Genomic DNA, 24046 nt, shown 5'->3' on the forward strand with positions numbered 1-24046 from the left:
CTGGAACCTCATGGAGATACCTCGTCGGCCGGCACGCCGGGCACACCTTGTCGAATCGACATCGAGAAGTCGTCTCCTGATGCGTCAGAGGCCAGTGCGCGTTCGTTGATGTGCCCCAGTGCCTGCAGTTCTGCGTAGCGATGGCCGGGCGTCAATCCGTGCAGGTCATGGATGTATTCCGCAAAGTGTCCGGACAGCAGCAGGCGATAGTCCGCCGGCAACGCTGGCGCAATGAGCCGAGCCAGCTCGAATACGATGGTCGTGCAGTTACTGGTCAAGGTGTTGTAAAAGCGCGGTGTGCGCCGCAGTTCATTGGCCGCGTGCAGATACTCCAGAAACAACGCGCGGACATTCGCCTGACTCATCTGCAACCGATAGAGATAAACGGCCTCGCCTCGCGCATTGCTGCGCGTACGCACAATGTCGCGCTCATCGGCGGCTACCAGGATCTGCTCGAACTGACGGAAGAATCCGCCGATCGCCGAGAAGGACTCGTGGCGCTCCTTGCGTATTTCCAGTGAGAACACCACCCGCTCGCCACCGTCGAAGCCGAACGACACCAGTGTGTGCGCAATGTGCGGCCCCATCCAGTAGGAAAGTACCAGATCGGCGCTACGCAGGCGGGTAAGGTCGTAGGTACGGTTCTCCCAACGCGGCGTGTAATCGGTTTCACTGCGCCATTCGAAGTTGCGTACATTTTTCAGTTGAACATGATCGCCGTCGATCCTGGCCTCCAGCAACTGGGCGACATCGTCAGCCCATAGGCGGTGGTGCGAGGGCTGCAGGGTGCTCCACCACGCCGCCAGAATAGCGACGGCGCTTACGAATACCACTGCCGTGAAATTACATGACTTGCGGCTGAGCAGACCTGTCAGCGCCGCCACCATCGACAGTCCCGCGGCCGCCCACAGCGCGAGGGTGAACCAGCGAACAGCCGGCTGCGGCACCTGATGCCATAGAGCCAGTGCACCCCATGCAGTCAGCAGTAGCACCGCAACCCCGGTCACCAGTCGCACAGGGAGGTGTCTGGCTTTTTGCCTTACCTTGCTCATCAAGGCTGCAAGAGCTCAAGCAGCAGCTGCCGATGCGCATCTCGTACCTGCACGAGCTCTATGGAAGGGTTTCCCCTGGATAGCATTGACGAGTTCAGCCATAGCAGTGCGGGAGCGAGCGCCAGCGGGAAAAAGTGCTCGGTCAAGACACCCGGACGAACAATCCCCCGGTCTATGTTGCGTTGGATGATGAGCTGCGCCCGCTCTTTCAGTCCGTGAGCAACTTCGTTGTGCCAACGCTGCACCAGCTCTGGTGTTCTGGCGCTTTCGGCCAGAAGCAGCCGGTAAATCGACATCGTGGCAGGGGAGCTAAAGGTCGCGTATAGGCGATCCAGGTAGACATCTACCAGCTCTGGCAACGTCAGATCTTCATCCAGGAGCCAGCCCTGGAAATCGCAAATCTGCTTTGTCGTGCGTTCGAGCAAGGCATGAAAAATTTCTTCCTTGCTTTTGAAGTGGGCGTAGATACCAGCCTTGGACAAGCCTGCGCATTCCGCCAGGCGCTCCATTGACACGGCGTTGTATGTCCGATCCGCAAACTCGATCAACGCCGCATCCAATATTTCCTCTCTCCTGGCCACAGAAGACAGATAGCGGCGCTTGCCTGGTACGTCGTCTTTGTTGGTTGGCATACAAAGGTCCCTGTTCAAAAATTGACTGGATTGTCCCATGGGCTGGTCACCGGTTCCACCATGGGCGCATGGTCAGCCCAGGCTGAGCAGTTCCAACTGACTGGCGTGCAGTGCCTAGTGAACTGCTAATTGCAAATCTGGGATTGTAACGTATAATCATAAACAACCGTCCAGTGGGTTGCTTTTAAAACTCATGATGCGAGATGCCGTAGGGACGCGGACGAACCCGAAACGCTGGAAGTGAAACAGGAAGAGCACCTCATCAACCAGCCGAAAGAGGCATGGGTGTGCACACATCAATAAGGAGATGGCGTGGGCTAGATAACGCTTGCGAGTAAAGAACGGACGGATCGTGGACATCAGCCACGCCCCCCCATTGCGTGGGCGGCTACCGTCTCTCCGCCTCTCCAACCAGACCCCATTCAGCCCAAACCCCGTACGGAACGTGACCATGCCTCCAGCTTTTCCCTTATTTCCTGATTTCAGACTGCGCGCTGGCTCACTGGCACTGAGCGCCGTGGCATTGACCGGCTGCATGTCGCTCGCTCCTGCTCCTGATACCCCGCCGCTGCCGGTACCCGAGGTTTGGCCTGGTCATCTTGAATCGAGCACCGAGGGTGCCCACGCGGGAGAACTTGCCTGGCAGGCCTACTTCACGGACCCTTTGCTGCAACGCCTCATCGAGACCGCGCTGGAGAACAACCGCGATCTGCGCCTGGCCGCGCTGCGTGTCGAGGAAGCCAGCGCCGCATTCCGCATTCAGCGCTCGGATCGATTTCCTGCCGTGGGCGTGGGTGCCCAGGGTGGACGCGCCCGCGTCCCTGGCGATCTGAACATGTCGGGCCGGTCGCAGGTGGGCGGCGAATATCGGGCCGAGGTGGGTTTGAGCACCTGGGAGCTGGATCTGTGGGGCCGGGTCCGCAACCTGGAAGACGCCGCCCTGCAAAGCTGGCTGGCTTCCGACGCGGCCCGCCAGGCCGTCCACCTGGCGCTGATCGCCCAGGTGGCCGACGGTTATCTTGGCTTGCGCGAGATAGACGAACGCGTGGCTATCGCCCGTCAAACCGTCGCGACCCGCGAGGAGTCCTATCGCATTTTCCGGCGCCGCGTTGAAGTCGGCTCGACCTCGAAGCTGGACCTCACTCAAGTCCAAACTTTGCTGAACCAGGCTCAGGCGCTGCTAACCCAGCTTGAGCAAGCACGCGCCACGCAACGGCATGCGCTGGCGATGCTGGTGGGCGCCGATCCTGGCCCGCTGCCCACCAAGGTGCCCTTCGATGAAACGACGGTGCTGGCTGAGCTGCGGGCCGGTCTGCCTTCGGAGCTGCTGGTCAGTCGCCCGGACATCATTGCCGCCGAACACCAATTGCGTGCCAGCGATGCCCACATCGGCGCGGCCCGCGCGGCGTTCTTGCCGCGCATTGCGCTGACTGGCAGCTTCGGCACGGCCAGCTCCGACTTGAATGGCTTGTTCGATTCCGGCAGTCGCGCCTGGACCTTCATGCCCACCCTGTCACTGCCCATCTTCGATGGCGGGCGCCGACGCGCCAATCTGGAACTGAGCGAAGTGCGCCGCGACATCGCCGTCGCCGGATACGAAAAAACCATTCAAACAGCCTTCCGCGAGGTGGCCGATGCGCTGAGCGCGAAGCACTGGCTGGCTGAGCAGTTGACGATCCAGAGAGCCAACCTGGAAGCGCAAAGCGAACGCGCACGGCTGGCCCAGTTGCGCTACGACAACGGCTCGGCCGCCTTCCTGGAGGTGCTGGATGCCCAACGCGATCTGCTGGGTGCCCAGCAACAACTGGTACAGGCGCGCCGCGCGCTGCTGTCCAGCCAGGTGGCGCTGTATGCCGCGCTCGGCGGCGGCACCCTCGCCGCAACCGGCGAGGCACAGGGTGCGGCCTCGACGCCCGCTTCCACCCCATCAACCCGTTAAGGCACGCGAAACCTATGACTGTCTCATCCTCTCTCAAGAAAAAACTCCTGGTCGCTGCCGCTGCAGCGGTTGTTATCGCGCTGGCCTGGTGGGGCTGGACGAAGTTTGCCGATACCGGCCCCGGCGAAGGATTCGTCAACGGCAATGGCCGCATCGAAGCCACGGAGATCGACATCGCCACCAAGCTGCCCGGACGTATCGAAGACATTCTGGTCCGTGAAGGCGATTTCGTCTCAGCGGGCCAGCCACTGGCCAGGATGCAACTGGAAACGCTTGAGGCGCAGCGCGACGAAGCTTTCGCCATGCGTGAACAGGCCGAGCACTCGGTGACCGCAGCACAGGCCCAGGTGGCGCTGCGTGAAGCTGACGTGATTGCTGCTCAGGCGCTCGTTGGTCAGCGTGAGTCGGAGCTCGATGCCGCTCAGCGGCGGCTGAAGCGTTCAGAGACATTGTCCCGGGAAGGTGCCGCCTCGATACAAGAGCTGGACGACGATCGGGCTCGGGTAAGAGGCGCACAGGCAACGCTGGCGGCCAGCAAGGCGCAGGTGGCTGCAGCCCGCGCCGCGGTTGAGGCTGCCAAGGCGCAGCTTGTCGGCGCGAGGTCCAGCGTGTCCGCTGCCACGGCCAGCATCAACCGCATCGAAGCCGACATACGAGATAGCGAACTGCGCTCGCCGCGTGACGGTCGGGTGCAGGTGCGGGTGGCGCAACCCGGCGAGGTGCTGGGATCGGGCGGACGCGTCCTGAATCTTATCGACCTGTCGGACGTGTACATCACCTTCTTCCTGCCCGAGACCGTGGCCGGCCGCGTCGCGCTGGGTTCCGAGGTCCGCATCATTCTGGATGCCGCGCCGGAGTACGTGATACCAGCCACCGTTTCCTTCGTCGCCAGCGCGGCACAGTTCACCCCCAAAACGGTCGAAACCGCCAGCGAACGGCAAAAACTGATGTTTCGTGTGCGTGCGCAGATTTCGCAGGAGTTGCTGCGTGAGCACCTCAATCAGGTCAAGACCGGGTTGCCCGGCGTGGCCTGGATCAAACTCGACGCCAATGCCGAGTGGCCTCAAAACCTCTCCGTTCGCGTGCCGGAGTAAGGTATGAGCTACAGTGCGCAGCTCGCGACCGTTGCCAGTGCCCATCAGGTAAGCCTGCGCTACGGCGACGTCATTGCCCTGGATGGCATCGACCTGGACATTCCCGCCGGGCGGATGGTCGGCCTGATCGGCCCCGACGGCGTGGGCAAATCCAGTCTGCTCTCATTGCTGGCGGGTGTGCGCATCATCCAGGAGGGCACGGTCGAGGTGCTGGGTGGCGACATGGCCAGCAAGGCCCATCGCAATAAAGTGTGCCCGCGCATCGCCTACATGCCGCAGGGACTGGGCAAAAACCTGTATCCGACGCTCTCGGTCGAGGAGAATCTGCAATTCTTCGCGCGCCTGTTCGGTCATGGCGCCGCAGAGCGCCGCCAGCGGATCGATGAGCTCACCCAGGCCACTGGCCTGTTCAAATTCCTGGAGCGCCCGGCAGGCAAGCTGTCCGGGGGCATGAAGCAAAAACTCGGCCTGTGCTGCGCGCTGATTCATGACCCGGATTTTCTGATTCTCGATGAGCCGACGACTGGCGTGGACCCGCTGGCGCGCGCGCAGTTCTGGGATCTGATTGACCGTATCCGCGCCGATCGCCCCGGCATGAGCGTGATTGTGGCCACGGCCTACATGGATGAGGCCCAGCGCTTCGACTGGCTGGCCGCCATCGACGACGGCAAGGTCCTCGCCACCGGCACGCCGAAGGAATTGCTGGCAAGAACAGGCAGCCCGAACCTGGAAGAGGCATTCATCCGCCTGCTGCCGGAAGAGAAAAAGCGTGGGCACCAGGCGGTGGTCATTCCTCCGCTGCCTGATGACGGAGCGGATGACATTGCCATCGAAGCCCAGGAGCTCACTATGCGCTTCGGCGACTTCGTCGCTGTCGACAGTGTCTCCTTCCGTATCCGGCGCGGTGAAATCTTCGGCTTCCTCGGCTCCAATGGTTGCGGCAAGTCCACGACCATGAAGATGCTCACCGGCCTGCTGCCGGCGAGCGAGGGCCGGGCCTGGCTGTTCGGCCACGAAGTCGATCCGCATGACCTGGACACCCGCCGCCGTGTCGGCTACATGTCGCAGGCGTTCTCGCTCTACAGTGAACTCACGGTACGCCAGAATCTGGAGTTGCACGCCAAGCTGTTCAGTGTGTCCCCGAACGATATTCCGGGCCGCGTGGACGAGATGGTGGAGCGCTTTGGGCTGGCGGACGTCATCGACAGCCTGCCGGCCAGTCTGCCGCTGGGCATACGCCAGCGCCTGTCGCTGGCCGTTGCCATGGTGCACAAGCCCGAGCTGCTGATTCTGGACGAGCCGACCTCCGGCGTCGACCCGGTGGCGCGTGATGCGTTCTGGCGGCTGCTTATTGAATTGTCGCGGCGCGACCGGGTGACGGTCTTCATTTCCACTCACTTTATGAACGAGGCCGAACGCTGCGACCGCATGTCGATGATGCATGCCGGCAAGGTGCTCGACAGCGACGTGCCCGCCAGACTGGTCGAGAAACGCGGCGCCAAAACCCTTGAAGAGGCGTTCATCGGCTACCTCGTCGAAGCCGAGGGCGGCGCGGCCACTCCGGCCACCCCGGCCAGTCAGCCTCAGGCCGCCGCCGACCAGGACGATCAGCCATCCGCGGTGCCCGCTGAACACGGTGGGCACCGCTCTGGCGGATTCAGCTTGCAGCGCATGTTCAGCTATCTGTGGCGCGAGACGCTGGAATTGCAGCGGGACCCGGTACGCGCCACGCTGGCGCTGGGCGGTTCGCTGCTGCTGATGTTCGTGATCGGCTTCGGCATCACCATGGACGTCGAGGACCTGAGCTATGCGGTGCTCGATCGCGACCAGACCACGCTCAGCCAGAGCTACACGCTGAACCTGGCCGGCTCGCGCTACTTCACCGAGCACGCGCCGATCGTAGACTACGACGATCTCGACCGGCGGATGCGTAGCGGCGAACTGTCGCTGGCCATTGAGATCCCCCCTGGCTTCAGCCGCGACGTGTTGCGGGGCCAGAACGTGCAGATCGGCGCCTGGCTCGACGGCGCCATGCCGCAACGCGCGGAAACCGTGCAGGGCTACGTTCAAGGCATGCACCAGCACTGGCTGCTGGTACAGGCCAGCGAACGCAGCGGCGCCAGCGCCGCAGGCAATGCGAGCGTCGAGACGCGCTTTCGCTACAACCCCGATGTCAAGAGTCTGCCAGCCATGGTGCCGGCGGTGATCCCTCTGCTGCTGCTCATGCTGCCGGCCATGCTGACTGCGCTGGCGGTGGTGCGCGAGAAAGAAACCGGGTCGATCACCAATCTGTACGTGACGCCGGTCACGCGCATCGAGTTCCTGCTTGGCAAGCAGTTGCCCTATGTCGGCCTGGCCATGGTGAACTTCCTGCTGATGAGCCTGCTCGCTGTGACCATCTTCGGTGTGCCGGTCAAGGGCAGCTTCTTCACCCTGGCGCTGGCCGCGCTGATCTTCTCCTTCGCCGCGACAGGCATGGGGCTGCTGGCCTCGGCCGTTACACGCAGCCAGATCGCGGCCATGTTCTTCGCCATGATCGGCACCCTCATACCGGCCACCCAGTTCGCCGGCCTGATCGATCCGGTGTCCTCGCTCGAAGGCTCCAGCAAGTTCATCGGCGAGATCTACCCCGCCACGCACATGATCTCCATCAGCCGTGGCGTGTTCAGCAAAGCGCTCGGCCTGGCCGACCTGACAGGGCCGTTGTGGTCGATGCTGCTGTCGGTTCCGGTGATTCTCGGTGCGGCCGTTTTGCTACTCAAGAAGCAGGAGCGTTGAGATGCGCAGAAGAAACCTGGCCAACATCTACGACCTGGGTGTCAAGGAGCTGTGGAGTCTTTGGCGCGATCCGATGATGCTTGTGCTCATCGTCTATGTGTTCACCGCGTCGGTCTACACCAGGGCCACGTCCATGCCGGAGACGCTGCACAACGCGCCCATCGCCATCGTCGACGAGGATAATTCGGCGCTGTCCCAGCGGGTTGCCTCGGCCTTCTACCCGCCGCAGTTCACGCCACCGGCCATGATCGACTATAGGGACGTGGACCCGGGCATGGACGCGGGGCTGTACACCTTCGCTCTGGTCATTCCGCCCAACTTCCAGCGCGACGTGCTGGCGGGGCGATCGCCTGCCGTGCAGCTCAATGTCGACGCCACCCGCATGAGCCAGGCCTTCACCGGCAGTGGCTATATACAGCAGATCTTCACCGGCGAAGTCAATGAGTTCGTCAAGCGTTACCGCGGCACCGACGCGCCACCCGTGGATCTGGCATTGCGCGCACGCTTCAACCCGGCACTGGACAAGGCCTGGTTCGGCTCGGTGGTGCAGATCATCAACCACATCACGCTGTTGTCCATCATCCTGACCGGCGCAGCGCTGATCCGGGAGCGCGAGCACGGCACCATCGAGCACCTGCTGGTGATGCCGGTTACACCCGCGCAGATCATGCTCTCCAAGGTCTGGTCGATGGCCCTGGTCGTGCTGATCGCCTCCTTCCTGTCCCTCAATCTCATGGTGCGCGGCGTCCTGGGCGTTCCAGTCGAGGGTTCCATTGCACTGTTCTTCGCTGGCGCGGCGCTCAGTCTGTTCGCCACCACCTCGATGGGCATCTTCCTCGCCACCCTGGCGCGCAACATGCCGCAGTTCGGCATGTTGATGATGCTCACCATCCTGCCGCTGCAGATGCTCTCGGGTGGCACCACGCCACGCGAAAGCATGCCCGAGATAGCGCAGAACATCATGCTGATCGCACCCACCACCCATTTCGTGGAACTGAGCCAGGCCATCCTTTACCGGGGCGCGGGCCTGGAGACGGTATGGCAGCCGTTCCTGGCGCTGGCCCTGATCGGCACGGTGCTGTTTTTCCTGTCGTTGGCACGCTTTCGCAAAACGATCGGCCAGATGGCCTGATCGTTTGACCGCCCGAGTGGGCACTCAACCCAGTAAGGAGTTTGACCATGAGCAATGAAACCATCCCTCCCAACCTGTTCAAGGCGAACCTGGAACTGCAGCTGCGCCTCTGTATTGACCACCGGAGGGCACAACGGCGGCATCGTGAGCGAGCCTGGCCGAGGCAAGCGCCAGTATCAAATCCATACGCGCGCCGTGAATGAGGGGTACATGGCGCCGGACGAGTGGCAAGCCACTGCACAGACGCATCTAGAGTCGTGGTGGCCGGCATGGTCAGCATGGCTTCGAGAGCGCTCTGGTGAAGGTGTTGCGCCTCCGCTCATGGGGGCCGAATCCCGTGGATATCCCACTATTTGCGACGCCCCGGGGAAATATGTACGCAGCTGAATAAGCGCATACCGCGTCCGCTATTGCGACACGGTATGCGCAATATCTGTTCGGCACCCCGTCCTACTCTGATAACTGGAGATATTCATGTACTCAAGACTGCTGGTTCCGCTCGACGGAAGTCCTACCGCCAATTTGGCGCTCCACCACGCTGCGGTGCTGGCACGCCTGAATGGCGCAACCATCGTCTTGCTGCACGTCATCGAGGAGATGAAGCACAGCAACGGCTTCGAGAGGCCGAGGATCTATATTGAAGAAGTGAGGCCGGGCTTCCTGGCGGCCGGGCAGAAGCTGCTGGACGAGGCGGCGCTGCGGCTGAGGCAGGAAGGCCTGGCGGTTGAGACCGTCCTTCTGGAAAGCAAGGGCGAGCGCGTCTCGGTGCTCATCGCTCAGCAGGCACTGACCACTCAATGCGAGTTGGTGGTGTTGGGTACTCACGGACGCCGGGGCGTGGACAGGCTGCTGATGGGAAGCGATGCCGAGCAGCTCGCTCGCATCGCACCAGTTCCGGTGATGCTGGTGCGCCAGCCCCAATCGGTCATTGCGACTGCAACCCCTGGGCAGGGTGGCACGCCAGCGTGACGAAGGTTCAGTCCACCGACCAAACTGAATGGAGGCTGAAAGTCGCAGCCCCCTTGCTGCTGCTATTGCTGAGCGCCTCCGCACAGGCCCAATCCTGCCACCAGGACAACCCGCTGCGCTCAACGGGAACGCTCAATCTGCGGATCGACAACGACATGTTCGGCGGCATTGGACAAGACCAAGGGTACTCCAACGGGTTTCTCGTCAGCTGGGTCTCCCCCAACCTTGTGGACTATCGCGATGACCCTTGCCTACCCCGTCTCGTCCGTGGGCTGAATCGTTTTCTCACGGTGCTGCAACCCGAGGGTTTTGACGAACAGAACATGACCATCGGCTTCGGGCAGATGATGTACACCCCGAGCGACAAAACGCGCAGCGATCTGATCAAAGACGACCGCCCTTTCGCCGGCGCAATGATGTTGAGCCTCGGCTACAACGCGCGGCGCGGCGATACGCTGCGCACCTCACAAATCCGCGTCGGTGTTGTGGGCCCCTCCTCCCAGGCCAGGCAAACCCAGAACTGGTGGCATGACACCATCGGAGTGGACAAATTCAATGGCTGGAGACACCAACTGCGCGACGAACCTGTGCTGCAGTTGCTGCACGAACGCCGAACGCGAGTCTTCAGGCAAGAAAACGTCAGCGGTTGGGGCTGGGATCTGACCCGCCACTGGGGCGGCAGCTTCGGCAATTTCGCCACCTACGCGAATGTAGGTGGAGAACTGCGCTATGGCCTGCGCCTGCCGGATGATTTAGGCACGGCACCGCTGCGGCCTGCCGGAGAAAACACCGCGCCCGTGCGCACGACCGCTGGCGGCAACTGGAACGCCCACCTCTTCGTGGCGCTAGACGCTCGCTGGGTTCTGCACGACATCACGTTGGACGGCAATACCTTCAAGTCCAGCCATAGCGTGGATAAACGGTCACTCGTGGCGGATGTCGGCTACGGCGTCGCGATTACCCAGGGCAATTGGCGCATCGCGATAGCCCGCTACCACCGCACACGCGAATTCCGGGGACAAAACGAAATCCCGGTCTACGGAACGATCACTGTAGGAAGGAAATTCTGATGCCGGTCGATTCCTTCCTCGACTCCACATGGGCCGTCCTGTTGTTATTCGTCGGCACGGGACTGATTGCTCGTGTGGAGTACTGACGCTGAATAAACACCCGAGTTCGTATATGGTCTTCTCCCGTCTTGCAAACCATGCCAGATAAAAAGGCTGCTGTCGTATATTCGGTCTCAGATGAAGCTCTATGAGCCATGAGTTAAGAACACCACTGAACTCAATCATTGGCTTCTCAGAACTGCTCCAAGCTAATAGAAAGACCCCTCTCAATGAGAAGCAGTCAAAACAGGTGCACCAAATCAACTCGAGTGGTAAGCATCTTCTGACACTGATCAATGACATTTTAGATCTTGCCAAAATTGAAGCGGGTAAGCTCTCAATTTCACTAGAACCTACGCTGGTCGATAGCGTTGCCAATGAAACCCTAGAGGTGCTGCAGCCACTAGCGGACAAGAGTGGTATCTCTATTCTGGTTAAAGCTAACGCACAGCATATTGAGGCGATGGCAGACTACACCAGACTCAAACAGGTACTGATCAACCTGCTCTCCAACGCCATTAAATACAACCGCCAACAAGGTTCAGTTGAGTTGTCTTGGGAGGTGGTTGACCAATCAGTACTCGTGCATGTTCAGGATACCGGGATCGGTATCAGCGATGATCAGATTGATCATATATTTGAGCCATTGAATCGAAGCAATGCAGAAAACTCTGGCATAGAGGGAACCGGTGTCGGGCTAGCGCTAACAAGAAAGGTTGTCGAATATATGAATGGTACGATCGATGTGAAAAGCGATCACACCGGAAGTACCTTCACTGTAACGCTACCACTGGCTAACTGCCAGGTTAAGAGTGACTCATTCACATCCGGCAAGGTACAAAATGATCAACTCAATACTGATCTAGCGAGCCAATCAGAAAAGGTTGTTCTTTACGTTGAAGATAATCCAGCCAATCAGCGACTCATGCAGGATATTTTTGAAGATTTTGAAAGCATAAATCTTGTCGTTGCTCATGAGCCCTTCCTGGGTTTAGAGATGGCTAAAACCCATCGGCCTGATCTTATTATTCTTGATATCAATATGCCGGGAATGGATGGATTTCAGTTATTAAAACGCCTCAAACAGGAGCCAAGTTTGGAGGGCACTCCCTGCATCGCGCTATCGGCCAATGCTATGCCAAACGATGTTAAACGAGGGATTTGATCACTACCTAACCAAGCCGATCGATATATCTAAATTTTACGACCTAATTGATGACTACTTTGAGGAGGTAAATTAAATGAGCCGCGAAAACATTCTTGACGCCAATATCCTCATAGTTGATGACAACGAAGCGAACGTACTTCTTTTAGAAGATCTATTAGAGGATCAGGGTTTTACCCACCTAAGGTCTTTAACAGACCCCTTACAGGTTCTTCAAGAGACAAAACAGAGCCTGCCAGACCTGATACTTCTAGATATTCGAATGCCTGGCATGAATGGCTTTGAAGTCATGCAACAATTGGACGAAGCAATGCCCAACAAACGGCCTCCCATCATAGTGCTAACCGCGCAAACTGATATGGAGACCCGCACAAAAGCGCTGGCATTAGGGGCGGTCGAGTTTTTAAATAAACCCTTTGATCATCAGCTGATTATTGAACGCATCAGCAATATTCTAAAAACGACATTGGGTTCGGTTAGAACAGCCTCTGACTCAACTTATATCAATGCTTACATAGCGGATGATGATATTGCCTCTCTGAAAGCCCTGGGTTACACCGATGAAACCACTGGATTGCCTAACCGAAGAGCAATTCAGAAACATATCTTTGAAGAGTTTGCGCTAGAGAAGGACTTAACGGCCTACTTTATTGAAATAGATGGAGCGGATGCTTTAGCAAAAACGTACGGCTATGAGATATACGATCGAGCCATGCAAACGCTCGCCAAGCTTATATCGGAGTCAGCTGCTAATCAGGTCGCAATGATCGGTGCTTGGAATGCCAATCAATTTATCGCGATTAAAGATACTGAAATTGACCCTGCTTTCGAAGAGCAATTCGCAAGACGCATGCATCGATTGTTAACCGGTATTCATGAAATCGGCACACTGCACTATAAACTTTCTGTCCGAATTGGATTCGCTGTATCTAAAGGACTGATTAAACAACCCGGTGAATTAATCCGGAGAGCGGTACTGGCTGTTCCCTGTCTTAATAGCGGCCTAGATTATGATGCCTACGACCAACAGATGGATGACTCGAACAATCACGAAGCAAAGATTGAATCTGAATTGAGACGTGCCATCATCAATAAAGAGCTCTATCTAACTTACCAACCTAAGGTTTCGATCAGCAAAGGATCTGTCATCGGCGCTGAGGCGTTATTAAGATGGGAAAATAGCAACCTTGGCAAAATTTCACCAGAGCTGTTCATTCCCATTGCGGAGCGAATTGGCATGATCAATGAAATTGGTGAATGGGCGTTTGATGAGTCAGTCAAACAACTTAACAGCTGGCTTAAATCGGGACGAGTCGGCATGGACTTTACATTGGCGATAAACGCATCGCCTATTCAGCTATTCAACCCAAACTTTATATCATTTGTGCAATCAACATTGGTCAAACATGGCGTCTCACCCTCTCAAATTCAAATTGAGATTACAGAGTCTATGTTCATCTCTAATGTCGACTATGCAATCTCAGTTCTTAATGAGATTCGTCAATTAGGCATATCCATTGCGATGGATGATTTTGGGACAGGTTTCTCTTCTTTCTCTTATCTTCAAAATTTACCTTTGGATACGTTAAAAATTGATCGATGCTTTATCGATCAGATGACTTTTTCTGAAAAATCGCGACGCTTAGTTCAAGCAATCATTGCTTTAGCGCATACCTTTGATCTGGTGGTAGTCGCTGAGGGTATAGAGACTAAAGAGCAGTACAGAATGCTCGTAAATATGGGGTGTGACGAGGGGCAAGGTTATCTATTTGATGCACCCCTACTACCAAATGAGTTCCCACCGCAGCCATTAGTGACCAGCGCGAATAGACAATACTCTTTCTCTTAGCAAAGAGGTAAGCAACTTTCTAATAATCGACTATGCTTAAGGTAGTTAACCATCAAGGCTGATTATATGTCGCGCTACACAACACAAATTGTGGATTCCCTGACGACTGAGTGGCTCAGGGACCAGCCACTGTTGAACGTGATACTAGACAACTGTTTTGACCAGATATTTATTAAAGATCTATCGTCAACCTTGATCTACGCAAATAGGAACCTAGCCCTACATTATGGGCTTAAGGAGGTTGACCAAATACTGGGCAAGAGTGATTTTGACTTTTACACTGCTGAACATGCAGAAGCGATGAGACAGGAAGAGTTGGACCTTATGCAGACTGGTGAGCCACTGCTTGCCAAACTCTATACTGAAACCTGGCCTAAGGGCGGTGAGACATTTAATCTTTGTTCAAAGTTACCCCTTAGGAACAGTGATGGAAAAATTGTCGGGTTGATTGGTTTTGGTCGAGACATCACCAAAGATAAGCGTCGTGAAAAGCTCATCTGGCAACACACAAACTGTGATGCCCTGACTGGACTACCTAATCGTAATTACTTTGTGGGTTGTTTGAATTCATCTATTCACGAGGCTAATACTGGGCACCGCTACACACTACTTGCACTGGATATAGATCGGTTTAAATCGTTTAATGACAGTTACGGTCATGGTTGCGGCGATGCGATACTGATTCATGTTGCTGAATGCATTCATACTAATGTGTCTGACCAAGACATAGTGGCGCGAGTCGGTAGTGATGAGTTCCTGTTGCTCATCGATAATCAAAAGAATAAAACCAACATAGTCGATTTAGCGATTAAAATTCGATCCGACATTCAAGCACCATTTTTCTATCAAAATCAGCAATACGATATCTCCTGCTGTATTGGTGCGGCTGAATTTCCATCAGATGCACTTGATGCAACCGACCTGCTGAAGTTTACTGAGCAGGCGCTCTATCGAGCAAAACAGCTCGGAGACAATCAATTTATCTTCTATTCACCTGAAATGACGACCGCTTCGATTAGGCGTCAAACACTCATCGCAGATCTAAAACAGGCGGTTGCAGATGATCAAATTGAGGTGATGTTTCAGCCAATTATTAGTTGTGATACTGAGCAGTTATACAGTGTTGAAGCCTTAGCGCGGTGGCATCACCCCTACTATGGCCAAATTTCACCAGATGAGTTTATTCAAATTGCAGAAGAGATAGGTATTATTGCGCAACTGGATGAGCGAGTTTTTCATAAGACGATTGAGGCCGCTCAGCAGTGGCAAGCCGTTATAGACCCTTTGCCCGTTTTCTCTGTGAACGTCTCTGCACGAAGCATTAATACTGGTGAAAATAGTAGTTCAGATATCATCAATCTCCTCTCTAACTTAAACCATGGAAAACTGCTCAAGTTACGGCTTGAATTGACTGAAGGCTCGCTCTTTCTTCCGTCTGAAAAGCTCAATGATTTAATGGGATACTGTTCACAAAATCAGATTGAGCTGGCGTTGGATGACTTCGGAACCGGTTACTCTGCCTTATCTTATCTACTGGACTTTAAAATTGATTATTTGAAAATCGATAAAGTATTCATCGACGGACTACCCGAAAACAGTCGAAACCTATCCGTCTGTAAAGCGATTATTCAGATGTCAAAATCGCTAGGCATCAAAGTGATCGCTGAGGGTGTGGAACAAGAGGAGCAACTGCTTGCTCTGAAAGAGCTGGGTTGCGATTACATTCAAGGCTACTATTTCAGCAAACCGTTAAGTTCGCAGGAGATGTTAGATCGCTACTCAGCTTAGAGAGTGCGATCTAACAAAGTATCTACTCAGTCTCTAAAAACTTAGCGACCATCTCTTTAATGTAACGACCGTTACATGGCTTAGTTAAAAACGCCTTTGCTTCTAACTGTTCTGCACGCTCCTGTATCTCAGGGGTGGCAAATGCACTCAGGAAAATCACAGGTATATTGCTGGTCATGGTGATTTTGTCGAGCAGATCAGCCAACTCTAATCCATTCATTCCCGGCATATTGACATCAAGTAGAATCAGATCGGGTTGGCGTTTGACCGCTAATGAAAGTCCCACTTCAGGATCAACTGCACAGACCAATTTATAATCAGACTCCAAAGCATCACGGATCTGGGCAAGAGTAAACGAGTCATCGTCAATGCAAAGGATGGTTTTTTTGGACATATCTCAACTGCTTAATAAGAATGTTAAAAGTAAATTCAGTTTAGCAAGAAGTTGAAAGTAGACAAGAAAAAGTAGATAAAAATGGTGCCCCGGACCGGACTTGAACCGGTACAGCCTAACGGCCGGCAGATTTTAAGTCTGCTGTGTCTACCAATTCCACCACCAGGGCATTGATGATGTGTATCGTTTGATACATCCCTAAAGAGAGATCTTTAGGAAGAGAATATGGAGGCGAGCACCGGAGTCGAACCGGCCTAGTAATGATTTGCAATCATTTGCATCACCGCTCTGCCAACTCGCCATATTGGAGCGGGAAACGAGGCTCGAACTCGCGACCTCAACCTTGGCAAGGTTGCGCTCTACCAACTGAGCTATTCCCGCACTTGCTGAACAAGTGGCGCGTATTATAGACGCTTCACCCACCCTGTCAATCGCTAGATTGAAATTAGATCTGCTTAAAAAATAACCACTTACTCGACTTTAAGGCCTATCACTGATTAGGTTTAAGGTGTGGCCAAGCAGCTCGCAGGTAGACAAACATAGACCATAGAGTCAGCAGCGCTGCAGCATAGAGAATACCGACCCCGATCCAGGCCAGAGTCGTTCCGGGTGCAGCACCAATCATGATAAAGATGGCTAGCATTTGAAGGGCTGTTTTGGCTTTACCAATCATAGAGACGGCAACCTGAGCGCGCTCCCCTATTTCAGCCATCCATTCACGTAACGCAGAGATCACGATTTCACGACCGACAATGATGATGGCTGGAATCGATAAAATAGCCGGCCAATCTGAAAAGAGACGTCCATAGGTATCGACCAGTAAAATCAAAGCCGCAGCAACCATTAACTTATCGGCCACAGGGTCAAGGAATGCCCCAAAGCTGCTCTCTTGCTGCCATTTGCGAGCGAGATAACCGTCCAACCAATCTGTAACGGCCGCTAAGGCAAAAATTCCGGCTGATATCCAACCGGCAAAAGGTGTAGGCCAGTAGTATGCAATGATGAAAAATGGAATTAAAACAATACGTAACAGAGTTAATACGTTGGGTAGATTCATGCAGAGAAGCACCTTTAGCTATCGGGGTGCAGAGCGAGATAGATCGTCTCTGCAAGACTATTACTAATACTAGAGACTTTTGCGATTTCTTCAACACTTGCTGACTCAACCGCTTTCGCACTTCCGAAATGTTTCAGTAGCTCTCTACGGCGTTTAGGGCCGACGCCATCAATGCCTTCGAGTAGTGACTGCTTTCTCGCTTTAGCACGACGCGCACGGTGACCCGTGATGGCAAATCGGTGGGATTCGTCACGGATGTGTTGCAACAAATGAAGCGCAAGAGAGTCAGACTGCAATATATTCTCGCTGCCTGTTTCGGCATCAATCAGAATTTCAAAGCCCGCTTTACGTGTTGGGCCTTTCGCGATACCAATTACCTTGATCCCTTGAATATTGAGCTCATTAAGCACCTCAACAGCCTGAGCTACCTGTCCTTTACCCCCGTCAATAACCAGGATATCAGGGAGTATTGCATCCGCACTGGTCGCCTTTTCAAAACGACGGTGCAAGGCTTGGTTCATGGCGGCGTAGTCATCACCCCCAGTAATACCTTCGATATTATATTTACGATAGTCACGTTTCAGCGGGCCATTGCGATCAAACACTACACAAGAGGCCACAGTAGCCTCTCCACTGGAGTGGCTGATGTCGAAACACTCAAGTCTTGAGGGGATCTCCTCCATGCCTAGCGCTGACTGAAGATCTAGGAATCGGTTATAGATATTTTGTTTATTGGCCAGCTGTGACTGTAAATTCTGTTCGGCATTTTGCTGAGCTAACTTAAGCCAACTGTTGCGATCAGAACGCACTTTACTAGTAATAGAGACTTTACGTTCGCGCATTTGACTAAGAGCTTCACTGAGAAGGTTAGACTCGGGCAGTTCAATCGCCGTAATAATAGACTCTGGTATCTCGCGCCCGCCAGCCAAGTAAAACTGAGCAATAAAAGCGCTTAAGACATCCTCTGCAATGTCTTCGATAGCAATTCGGGGATAATACACTTTGGAGCCAATAACTCGCCCCTGACGGACAAAAAGAACGTGTACGCAAACGCCGCCAGGTTGAACGGCTACGCCAAAGACATCCGCCTCACCTTTTTGACCGATAACGGTCTGCTGCTCTTGTACGTGCTGCAAGCGAGCCAATTGATCCCGAAGCTGAGCGGCTTTTTCGAACGCTAATTGACGAGAGGCAGCCTCCATTTCGGATGCGAGCTCACTCATCACTTTTGGATTTTTACCCTGCAAAAAAAGCTTGGTATGACGCACGTCACGCTGATAATCCGCATCGTCAACTAAACCCACACAAGGAGCGCTGCAGCGCTCTATTTGGTACTGCAGGCAGGGTCTAGAGCGGTTACGGAAAAAACTGTCGTCACACTGACGTACTTTAAACAGCTTTTGTAGAAGGTTCAGACTCTCTTTTACCGCCCCACCGCTAGGAAAAGGGCCAAATAGTGAACCGTTGGGAGAACGTTTTCCGCGTTGATACCTAACGGCTGGAAATTCGTCTTTATCGGTGATCAATATGTAGGGGTAAGACTTATCATCACGCAACAATATGTTGTAAGGCGGTCGATACTGCTTAATTAAATTCTGCTCTAGCAGCAGTGCTTCTGTCTCAGAACCGGTTGACGTAATCTCAATGGATTGAATTTTGCTGACTAATGCTTGGGTCTTAATAGAGAGTCCAGTCTCTCTGAAATAGCTTGAGACACGGTTCTTTAAGTTCTTTGCTTTACCGACATACAACAGCTCACCAGAACTGTCGTACATCTGATAACAGCCAGGTTTGTTAGGGAGTGTTGCTAAGAAGGCTTTAGGATCAAAGGGCGTCAATCAATTAATCCTTAGTGCTGTGTCGCTTAGATTCCATGTAGATGTAAGTAGCCTCTTTATAGAGGTTGTTTAGATCATCACGTGTGTCATCTGTGATCCCTGCGCCACGTGAAAGTGACACCTCAAGGTAAGCACTGATTTGCGCATGATAGTAGAGACGATCATCATAGGCATCGGCACGTTTCATTTTGCTCAGTGCAATTTGTGCACCGTTGATGAGGATGTAATTAATATCCGTATCAGAGAGACGTGGACTACGAGTGGTTTTCTCCATTCGTGCTTCCGCTTCAGCTTCTAGAGCTTGACGTTTCGTCATTAAAGCCATTCCCTGCTCCTTAACTCGCTCACTAAAATTGAGACTATAGAGTACCGTATTGGCCGCTAGAATGTTAATTTGAATTTAAAATTCAGCCAGCGTGTTTTATGAAAAAGATCGTCTACACAACAGAGCAGACAGTGAGTGAACTTGCCTGGTTAAGCCAAGCCCAAACCCTGGTGGATGAAAACAAGTTTAGACGTGACCCTCTCGCTATTAACGCTTCCTTGATTTCGAAGCTTAAACATCATCACAGGCTAGGTGTTCACTTTGAGGATCTATTCGAGCTTCATCTTAAAACATTTCCTCAAATTACTGATTTAAAAAGTCATATTCAAATAATTGAGAATAAGAAAACCTTAGGCGAAGCAGATTTTCTAGTCTGCAAAGATGGCGCTTGGCAGCATATAGAGGTCGCCATAAAATTTTATCTTCGTGTTGGGAGTAGCGGCCAGATGAGTGACTATTTAGGTCCTAGTCTGACGGACTCTCTGGATAGAAAAATCAAACATATAGAAAACAAGCAGTTAAAGCTTCTTGAGTCTGAGCCAGCAAAACGCACTCTGCAATCTTTAGGAGTCGATTCGGCGGTGGAGAGCTATGCACAAATATTTGGCTGGCTCTTCTACCATGTCAGCGATAACCAATCGAAGATACCGAATAACATTCACCCACAGCATCCTCGTGGCCGCTGGCTTTGCGTCAACGAATTGGAAGGCTTTTTAGATGAATACCCAGACTCAGTTCGTTTTTTAATACCATCGAGATCTGAGTGGTTGATCTCCCCTTCACATATCCATGACATCGAAGTGAGTAAAAGCAACCTGTTAAAGAGAGCAGAGTGTGTGATCGACCGACCACAACAACTGTTCGTGGTGTTGGGCGAAGGCCGTTCAAGACAGTTAGTGGAAAGGCTGTTTGTTGTGCCAGAGGCCTGGGTAGATAAAGCAGAGTTGATGATCGATCAGACATAAAAAAACCGCCCATTGAGGCGGTTCTTTTATCAAGGTCGCTTATTCGCCAGCTTTCGCCGCATCTTTAGCAATAGCGCCTTTCAGAAGTTTAATGCCGACTACTGTCATAACAAGCATTGCACCGATGATCACTAGGCTTGGAGCTAGAGAAATCATGTTGTATTTATCGATTGAGCCCATCTGACTAAACCTCATTAATTTGTTTATTTAAGACGGTACGCATTTTATTGATCTAAATCAATTCCTGCAAGATATATACAACTATTTATCCATCGACTGCAGTCGCTTCAGCAGACTGCTGGTATCCCAACGATTGCCTCCCAGCGCCTGAACTTCCGAATAGAATTGATCCACAATCGCTGTCACAGGAAGGCGTGCGCCATTGCTGCGCGCTTCATTAAGGACAATACCTAAGTCTTTACGCATCCAATCAACAGCGAAACCGTAGTCATACTTTTCATCGATCATTGTTTGGTGACGATTAACCATCTGCCAAGAACCGGCTGCCCCGTGCTGTATAACATCAATAACGGCGGCAACATCAAGGCCACTCTTCTGGCCGAAGTGGATCGCTTCAGCTAACCCCTGCACCAAACCTGCAATACAGATCTGGTTCATCATCTTAGCCAACTGCCCTGCTCCAGCATCACCCAACAAGCTTTGTGATTTAGCATAAGCATCAATAACTGGTTCAACCTGTTTGTAGACCTCTGAATCACCACCACACATCACACTAAGCACGCCATTTTCAGCGCCCGCCTGTCCGCCAGACACAGGAGCATCAATGAATCCCAATCCCTGTTCACGGCAGACCGTATTGAGTGTTCTAGCCGCTTCAGCGGATGCCGTGGTGTGATCAACAAGAATTGCACCAGTCTTCATGCCTTTAATGGCACCCTCGTCGCCCGTTGTAACCTGGTATAGGTCATCATCATTACCGACACACACAAATACAATGTCACAGCCTTCAGCGGCTGCTTGTGGGGTTTTAGCTGCTTTACCTGCGTATTCGCTGACCCAGGCTTCTGCTTTAGCAAAGGTTCGGTTGTATACAGTGACTTCATGTCCCGCCTTAGTAAGATGCCCTGCCATTGGGTAACCCATTGTACCTAAGCCAATAAAAGCAACGTTTGCCATGATATGATCCTTATTCTCTATATGATTCGTATTAATAACTATGAGCTTACACACTATTAAGTCCTATACGCTAGGAATGTTTTTATCGATTTGTTCGATCACTTCACAGGCCGCGCAACTTCCACCGCTGGATTTCAAAACCCTAGAGGGTGACCCTATCACGCTTGATGCGTACCAAGGTGAAGTACGCTTGATTAACTTCTGGGCAACCTGGTGCCCGCCCTGCATTCGTGAGATGCCTGCATTAGGGCGTTTAGAGGAGGCTGTTGAAGGTCACGCGCGAGTGGTAGCTATCAATGTAGGTGATATGAGTGATCAGGTGGAGGCCTTCGTATTGGAGAACTTTGATGGCGCAGAACCCGAAATCTGGCTGGATGAGCCGGGAGCGGCCTTTATGACTCTGCGTCTTGAGGGATTACCCATGACATTGGTGCTCGATAAAGAGGGCGAAGTGATTGATAAGGTGATCGGTGAGCGCGAATGGGACAGTGAATCGGTCGTCAACTATCTGAAAGAGCTGGCTGCTGAATAGCAACCAGCTACTCTTCGGATCAGCTTAGTTTTGCAAGTCTGGCAACAATTGCTAAAACCATCTGAGCCGAATTTTCTGATGCCGTTTCGATGAACTGATCAAAGCTGACATTAGATTCTTGGCCTGCGATATCCGACAACGCCCGAATAACTAGAAACGGAACCTCAAAGCGGTAACAGGTCTGTGCAATGGCAGCCGCTTCCATCTCTGCAGCTTTCATCGTAGGAAAGTTGGCTCTAACCTTCTCAACATGCTCTGGATCGCTCATAAAGGCATCACCGGTCGCGATTAAACCACGCTGACATGCGGTGTTTTCAAACTGAGCTATAGACTCTTCAGCCACCTTAAGTAGCAGTTCATCCGCTAAGTAAGCGGCTGGCATTCTAGCCATTTGACCGATCTCGTAGCCAAATACGGTTAGGTCAACATCGTGGTGACGAACCTCATCAGAGATCACCACATCCCCTACTTTCAACGTTGGATCAAAGCCACCAGCAGAACCTGTGTTAATCACACAGCTTGGTTTAAAGTGATCTAACAGCAAGGTGGTACCCACTGCAGCATTGACCTTACCGATGCCCGATTTAAGCAGCACCACGTCGACACCGTCGATCTGCCCTGAAAAAAAAGTAAAGCCTGCGATTTCACTTACTTGTAAAAATTGAATACTGTTTTTTAGGCGCTCAATCTCCTGATCCATGGCACCAATCAGTGCGATGACGGGGCTATTTTTAAGTGTGCTCTCTAAACTGGATGAGGTGGCATTGTCAGTTTGGATCTTGGCATTGATATCGTCAGGACGGCTCATCTGAAACTCTTAAGGTTTGGTCTAATAAGGTGTGAATTCTAACACGATTTATTAGGACTTATTCAGCCCTATCGCTTCGTATAACTTAGCAATATCAACGGGTATATCGGCATGAATTGTCATCAGTTCATCAGTCACTGGATGGGAAAACTGAATTGATCTCGCCATTAATACCAGTCGATGAAGGTTGAAATGGTCTCGAAACATACGATTATGACGCCCCTCTCCGTATTTGGTATCGCCAATAATGGGGTGAAGATGGTGCTTCATGTGACGGCGAATTTGGTGCTTACGCCCTGTGTGCGGGAAACAGGCTACAAGGCTGTAGCGGGATGTTGAGTAGCGCCCAACCGGAATATCCAGCTCAGTTTGCGCGATGACTTCAAAGTCGGTTACCGCCTCTTTGGCCTCTTTATCCTGGCTTGCTAGGGGATCTGCATATTTATCGTATTTGGGCACCAATGCATGATCAATTCTGCCCTGGGGTTCACTAAACCACCCTCTTACAAGACACTCGTACTCTTTTTTTACACCTCTGGCCTGAAACTGCTCTTGCATTGTTTTCGATGACTCAAGCTCTTTACCAACCAACATAACCCCACTAGTTGCCCTATCAAGTCGGTGGATAGTATGCAGCTTTTCAGCATTAAAGTGCTCTTTCAGCAGGCCCATTAAGGTGGGTTCATCAGGCTTTGTAATCCAACTCGGATGAACCAATAAACCCGAGGGTTTATCTACTGCTATAAGATAGTCATCTTCGAAGAGTATAGAGAGTTGCATGTCGGTTTCCTTGTGTTGCCGCCATGATACCTATTCGTGAAAAAAACCACAGTGGGAGTTTCTAAATATATTTTTGTTGCGGTGCACAAAAAGGTTTGACAGTTAGCAAAAACCACAATATATTGACCCTATGGTGCAGTGCACAATAAATTAAATTAGGAGTATGACTCATGATGAACGAACTAAAAGATAGCATGAAGCCAATGATGGCGATGGCTGAGATCAACAAGAAGACTGCTGAAGCCCTAATTGGTCTTCAATCATCTTATGTAACAGAGGTTGTTAACGCATCTCTTTCACAGATGAAATCTCTAACTGAAGTTAAAGATCCAAAAGCGGCTCTAGAACTTCAAGTTAAATACTTGAAAGAAGCTGAAGCTAAAATGACTGAAGTTGCTGAGAAAGAGATCGCAGCACTTGCAGCCGCTAAAGCTGAATTGACTGAACTGATGGAACAGAGTGTAGAAGATTACGCTTCAGCTCCAATGTTCGAAGAACTAAAAAAGTTCATGTCTGCTAAAGCATAATGAGCAACTAAACATCACTGCACTTTGCATAGCAGAATGCTGTGATTTTAAAAAAGAGAGCTACGGCTCTCTTTTTTGTCTCTTAACGGCACATACCAGACCCTAGCCTCAAAACGATGAATAGCTGCAAAGCGTAACAGCGACCCAAAGGCTGCTGAAGAATATCCTCAGAAGCG

22 protein-coding genes, 3 tRNA genes and 1 pseudogene are annotated in these 24046 nt (G+C 52.6%); 12 read left to right on the plus strand and 14 right to left on the minus strand.

Annotated elements, in window-relative coordinates; all coding sequences use genetic code 11:
• Positions 1 to 8 precede the first annotated feature (8 nt).
• The 3 genes from XMD564_RS09140 to XMD564_RS09150 all read right to left on the minus strand — a co-directional run bounded on the left by XMD564_RS09140 (position 9) and on the right by XMD564_RS09150 (position 2044).
• A complete protein-coding gene (locus XMD564_RS09140; protein ID WP_015879511.1) occupies positions 9 to 1052 on the minus strand; it encodes a DUF4105 domain-containing protein in 1044 nt (347 codons plus the stop codon).
• Positions 1052 to 1684: a TetR/AcrR family transcriptional regulator gene (locus XMD564_RS09145; RefSeq protein ID WP_173482243.1), complete on the minus strand. Its 633-nt coding sequence runs from the start codon at positions 1682 to 1684 to the stop codon at positions 1052 to 1054. Before XMD564_RS09145 ends, XMD564_RS09140 begins: the two co-directional genes overlap by 1 nt.
• Positions 1685 to 1840: 156 nt before the next feature.
• Positions 1841 to 2044 carry a hypothetical protein gene (locus XMD564_RS09150; protein ID WP_173508209.1) on the minus strand — a complete coding sequence of 68 codons (204 nt, stop codon included), beginning with the start codon at positions 2042 to 2044 and terminating at the stop codon, positions 1841 to 1843.
• 91 nt (positions 2045 to 2135) lie between these two features.
• On the opposite strand from XMD564_RS09150, the gene XMD564_RS09155 reads away from it, so the two are divergent.
• The 9 genes from XMD564_RS09155 (at position 2136) to XMD564_RS09195 (ending at position 15507) form a co-directional block, all read left to right on the plus strand.
• Positions 2136 to 3623, plus strand: a complete 1488-nt coding sequence (locus XMD564_RS09155; protein WP_173508210.1) for an efflux transporter outer membrane subunit — start codon at positions 2136 to 2138, stop codon at positions 3621 to 3623.
• A gap of 14 nt (positions 3624 to 3637) precedes the next feature.
• A complete protein-coding gene (locus tag XMD564_RS09160) occupies positions 3638 to 4717 on the plus strand; it encodes an HlyD family secretion protein (protein ID WP_173508211.1) in 1080 nt (359 codons plus the stop codon).
• Between the two features lie 3 nt (positions 4718 to 4720).
• Positions 4721 to 7495 carry a ribosome-associated ATPase/putative transporter RbbA gene (rbbA, locus tag XMD564_RS09165; RefSeq protein ID WP_173508212.1) on the plus strand — a complete coding sequence of 925 codons (2775 nt, stop codon included), beginning with the start codon at positions 4721 to 4723 and terminating at the stop codon, positions 7493 to 7495.
• Between the two features lies 1 nt (position 7496).
• Positions 7497 to 8627 (plus strand): ABC transporter permease, encoded by a 1131-nt coding sequence (locus tag XMD564_RS09170; protein WP_173508213.1) that lies wholly within the window; start codon positions 7497 to 7499, stop codon positions 8625 to 8627.
• Positions 8628 to 9101: 474 nt separating this feature from the next.
• Positions 9102 to 9596, plus strand: a complete 495-nt coding sequence (locus tag XMD564_RS09175; protein ID WP_173482238.1) for a universal stress protein — start codon at positions 9102 to 9104, stop codon at positions 9594 to 9596.
• Positions 9593 to 10666, plus strand: a complete 1074-nt coding sequence (locus XMD564_RS09180; RefSeq protein ID WP_173482237.1) for a lipid A deacylase LpxR family protein — start codon at positions 9593 to 9595, stop codon at positions 10664 to 10666. Before XMD564_RS09175 ends, XMD564_RS09180 begins: the two co-directional genes overlap by 4 nt.
• A 187-nt stretch (positions 10667 to 10853) precedes the next feature.
• Complete coding sequence (locus tag XMD564_RS09185; RefSeq protein ID WP_173508214.1) at positions 10854 to 11870, plus strand: ATP-binding protein; 1017 nt, start codon at positions 10854 to 10856, stop codon at positions 11868 to 11870.
• Positions 11871 to 11946: 76 nt separating this feature from the next.
• Positions 11947 to 13719: an EAL domain-containing protein gene (locus XMD564_RS09190; RefSeq protein WP_173508215.1), complete on the plus strand. Its 1773-nt coding sequence runs from the start codon at positions 11947 to 11949 to the stop codon at positions 13717 to 13719.
• A 66-nt stretch (positions 13720 to 13785) separates the two neighbouring features.
• Positions 13786 to 15507 (plus strand): GGDEF domain-containing phosphodiesterase, encoded by a 1722-nt coding sequence (locus tag XMD564_RS09195; RefSeq protein ID WP_173508216.1) that lies wholly within the window; start codon positions 13786 to 13788, stop codon positions 15505 to 15507.
• Between the two features lie 22 nt (positions 15508 to 15529).
• Here XMD564_RS09195 and XMD564_RS09200 read toward each other — a convergent pair whose 3' ends face one another.
• The 7 genes from XMD564_RS09200 to XMD564_RS09230 form a co-directional block, all read right to left on the minus strand.
• Entirely contained in the window at positions 15530 to 15901 is a 372-nt protein-coding gene (locus XMD564_RS09200; RefSeq protein WP_173480927.1) for a response regulator, read from the minus strand.
• 82 nt (positions 15902 to 15983) lie between these two features.
• Positions 15984 to 16070 (minus strand) — tRNA-Leu (locus tag XMD564_RS09205).
• Between the two features lie 57 nt (positions 16071 to 16127).
• Positions 16128 to 16202 (minus strand) — tRNA-Cys (locus XMD564_RS09210).
• 4 nt (positions 16203 to 16206) lie between these two features.
• Positions 16207 to 16282: transfer RNA gene (locus tag XMD564_RS09215), tRNA-Gly, on the minus strand.
• 109 nt (positions 16283 to 16391) lie between these two features.
• Entirely contained in the window at positions 16392 to 16958 is a 567-nt protein-coding gene (pgsA, locus tag XMD564_RS09220; protein WP_173480926.1) for a CDP-diacylglycerol--glycerol-3-phosphate 3-phosphatidyltransferase, read from the minus strand.
• Between the two features lie 14 nt (positions 16959 to 16972).
• Positions 16973 to 18796, minus strand: a complete 1824-nt coding sequence (gene uvrC, locus XMD564_RS09225) for an excinuclease ABC subunit UvrC (RefSeq protein WP_173508217.1) — start codon at positions 18794 to 18796, stop codon at positions 16973 to 16975.
• A 4-nt stretch (positions 18797 to 18800) separates the two neighbouring features.
• Positions 18801 to 19121: an excinuclease ABC subunit C gene (locus tag XMD564_RS09230; RefSeq protein WP_254445616.1), complete on the minus strand. Its 321-nt coding sequence runs from the start codon at positions 19119 to 19121 to the stop codon at positions 18801 to 18803.
• Between the two features lie 98 nt (positions 19122 to 19219).
• Here XMD564_RS09230 and XMD564_RS09235 point away from each other — a divergent pair, with 98 nt between their 5' ends.
• Positions 19220 to 20086: a DUF1853 family protein gene (locus XMD564_RS09235; protein WP_173508218.1), complete on the plus strand. Its 867-nt coding sequence runs from the start codon at positions 19220 to 19222 to the stop codon at positions 20084 to 20086.
• A gap of 39 nt (positions 20087 to 20125) precedes the next feature.
• Here the strand turns inward: XMD564_RS09235 and XMD564_RS09240 are convergent, their stop codons facing one another.
• Both XMD564_RS09240 and XMD564_RS09245 read right to left on the minus strand, forming a co-directional pair.
• A complete protein-coding gene (locus tag XMD564_RS09240; RefSeq protein WP_173480923.1) occupies positions 20126 to 20266 on the minus strand; it encodes a hypothetical protein in 141 nt (46 codons plus the stop codon).
• An 81-nt stretch (positions 20267 to 20347) separates the two neighbouring features.
• Positions 20348 to 21223, minus strand: a complete 876-nt coding sequence (locus XMD564_RS09245; protein WP_173480922.1) for an NAD(P)-dependent oxidoreductase — start codon at positions 21221 to 21223, stop codon at positions 20348 to 20350.
• A 76-nt stretch (positions 21224 to 21299) separates the two neighbouring features.
• On the opposite strand from XMD564_RS09245, the gene XMD564_RS09250 reads away from it, so the two are divergent.
• Positions 21300 to 21755: a TlpA disulfide reductase family protein gene (locus XMD564_RS09250; RefSeq protein WP_173482484.1), complete on the plus strand. Its 456-nt coding sequence runs from the start codon at positions 21300 to 21302 to the stop codon at positions 21753 to 21755.
• Positions 21756 to 21774: 19 nt separating this feature from the next.
• On the opposite strand, the gene mtnN is transcribed toward XMD564_RS09250, so the two are convergent.
• Together mtnN and XMD564_RS09260 are read right to left on the minus strand one after the other, a co-directional pair.
• On the minus strand, positions 21775 to 22563 hold the full coding sequence (gene mtnN, locus XMD564_RS09255; protein ID WP_173508219.1) for a 5'-methylthioadenosine/S-adenosylhomocysteine nucleosidase: 789 nt from the start codon (positions 22561 to 22563) through the stop codon (positions 21775 to 21777).
• 51 nt (positions 22564 to 22614) lie between these two features.
• Positions 22615 to 23346 (minus strand): annotated as a pseudogene (locus XMD564_RS09260) (RluA family pseudouridine synthase); the annotation flags it as partial.
• Between the two features lie 167 nt (positions 23347 to 23513).
• Between XMD564_RS09260 and XMD564_RS09265 the strand changes: the two are divergent.
• Positions 23514 to 23870, plus strand: a complete 357-nt coding sequence (locus tag XMD564_RS09265) for a phasin family protein (protein ID WP_173482481.1) — start codon at positions 23514 to 23516, stop codon at positions 23868 to 23870.
• Positions 23871 to 24046 lie beyond the last annotated feature (176 nt).

The organism is Marinobacterium sp. xm-d-564 (assembly GCF_013283345.1).
In the GTDB taxonomy this organism is placed as follows: domain Bacteria; phylum Pseudomonadota; class Gammaproteobacteria; order Pseudomonadales; family Balneatricaceae; genus Marinobacterium_E.

Coding starts and splice junctions, on each gene's coding strand:
- XMD564_RS09140 (WP_015879511.1), bottom strand. CDS start 1,052: ATGAGCAAGGTAAGGCAAAAAGCCAGACACCTCCCTGTGCGACTGGTG.
- XMD564_RS09145 (WP_173482243.1), bottom strand. CDS start 1,684: ATGCCAACCAACAAAGACGACGTACCAGGCAAGCGCCGCTATCTGTCT.
- XMD564_RS09150 (WP_173508209.1), bottom strand. CDS start 2,044: ATGTCCACGATCCGTCCGTTCTTTACTCGCAAGCGTTATCTAGCCCAC.
- XMD564_RS09155 (WP_173508210.1), top strand. CDS start 2,136: ATGCCTCCAGCTTTTCCCTTATTTCCTGATTTCAGACTGCGCGCTGGC.
- XMD564_RS09160 (WP_173508211.1), top strand. CDS start 3,638: ATGACTGTCTCATCCTCTCTCAAGAAAAAACTCCTGGTCGCTGCCGCT.
- rbbA (WP_173508212.1), top strand. CDS start 4,721: ATGAGCTACAGTGCGCAGCTCGCGACCGTTGCCAGTGCCCATCAGGTA.
- XMD564_RS09170 (WP_173508213.1), top strand. CDS start 7,497: ATGCGCAGAAGAAACCTGGCCAACATCTACGACCTGGGTGTCAAGGAG.
- XMD564_RS09175 (WP_173482238.1), top strand. CDS start 9,102: ATGTACTCAAGACTGCTGGTTCCGCTCGACGGAAGTCCTACCGCCAAT.
- XMD564_RS09185 (WP_173508214.1), top strand. CDS start 10,854: ATGAGCCATGAGTTAAGAACACCACTGAACTCAATCATTGGCTTCTCA.
- XMD564_RS09190 (WP_173508215.1), top strand. CDS start 11,947: ATGAGCCGCGAAAACATTCTTGACGCCAATATCCTCATAGTTGATGAC.
- XMD564_RS09195 (WP_173508216.1), top strand. CDS start 13,786: ATGTCGCGCTACACAACACAAATTGTGGATTCCCTGACGACTGAGTGG.
- XMD564_RS09200 (WP_173480927.1), bottom strand. CDS start 15,901: ATGTCCAAAAAAACCATCCTTTGCATTGACGATGACTCGTTTACTCTT.
- pgsA (WP_173480926.1), bottom strand. CDS start 16,958: ATGAATCTACCCAACGTATTAACTCTGTTACGTATTGTTTTAATTCCA.
- XMD564_RS09230 (WP_254445616.1), bottom strand. CDS start 19,121: ATGGCTTTAATGACGAAACGTCAAGCTCTAGAAGCTGAAGCGGAAGCA.
- XMD564_RS09235 (WP_173508218.1), top strand. CDS start 19,220: ATGAAAAAGATCGTCTACACAACAGAGCAGACAGTGAGTGAACTTGCC.
- XMD564_RS09240 (WP_173480923.1), bottom strand. CDS start 20,266: ATGGGCTCAATCGATAAATACAACATGATTTCTCTAGCTCCAAGCCTA.
- XMD564_RS09245 (WP_173480922.1), bottom strand. CDS start 21,223: ATGGCAAACGTTGCTTTTATTGGCTTAGGTACAATGGGTTACCCAATG.
- XMD564_RS09250 (WP_173482484.1), top strand. CDS start 21,300: ATGTTTTTATCGATTTGTTCGATCACTTCACAGGCCGCGCAACTTCCA.
- mtnN (WP_173508219.1), bottom strand. CDS start 22,563: ATGAGCCGTCCTGACGATATCAATGCCAAGATCCAAACTGACAATGCC.
- XMD564_RS09265 (WP_173482481.1), top strand. CDS start 23,514: ATGATGAACGAACTAAAAGATAGCATGAAGCCAATGATGGCGATGGCT.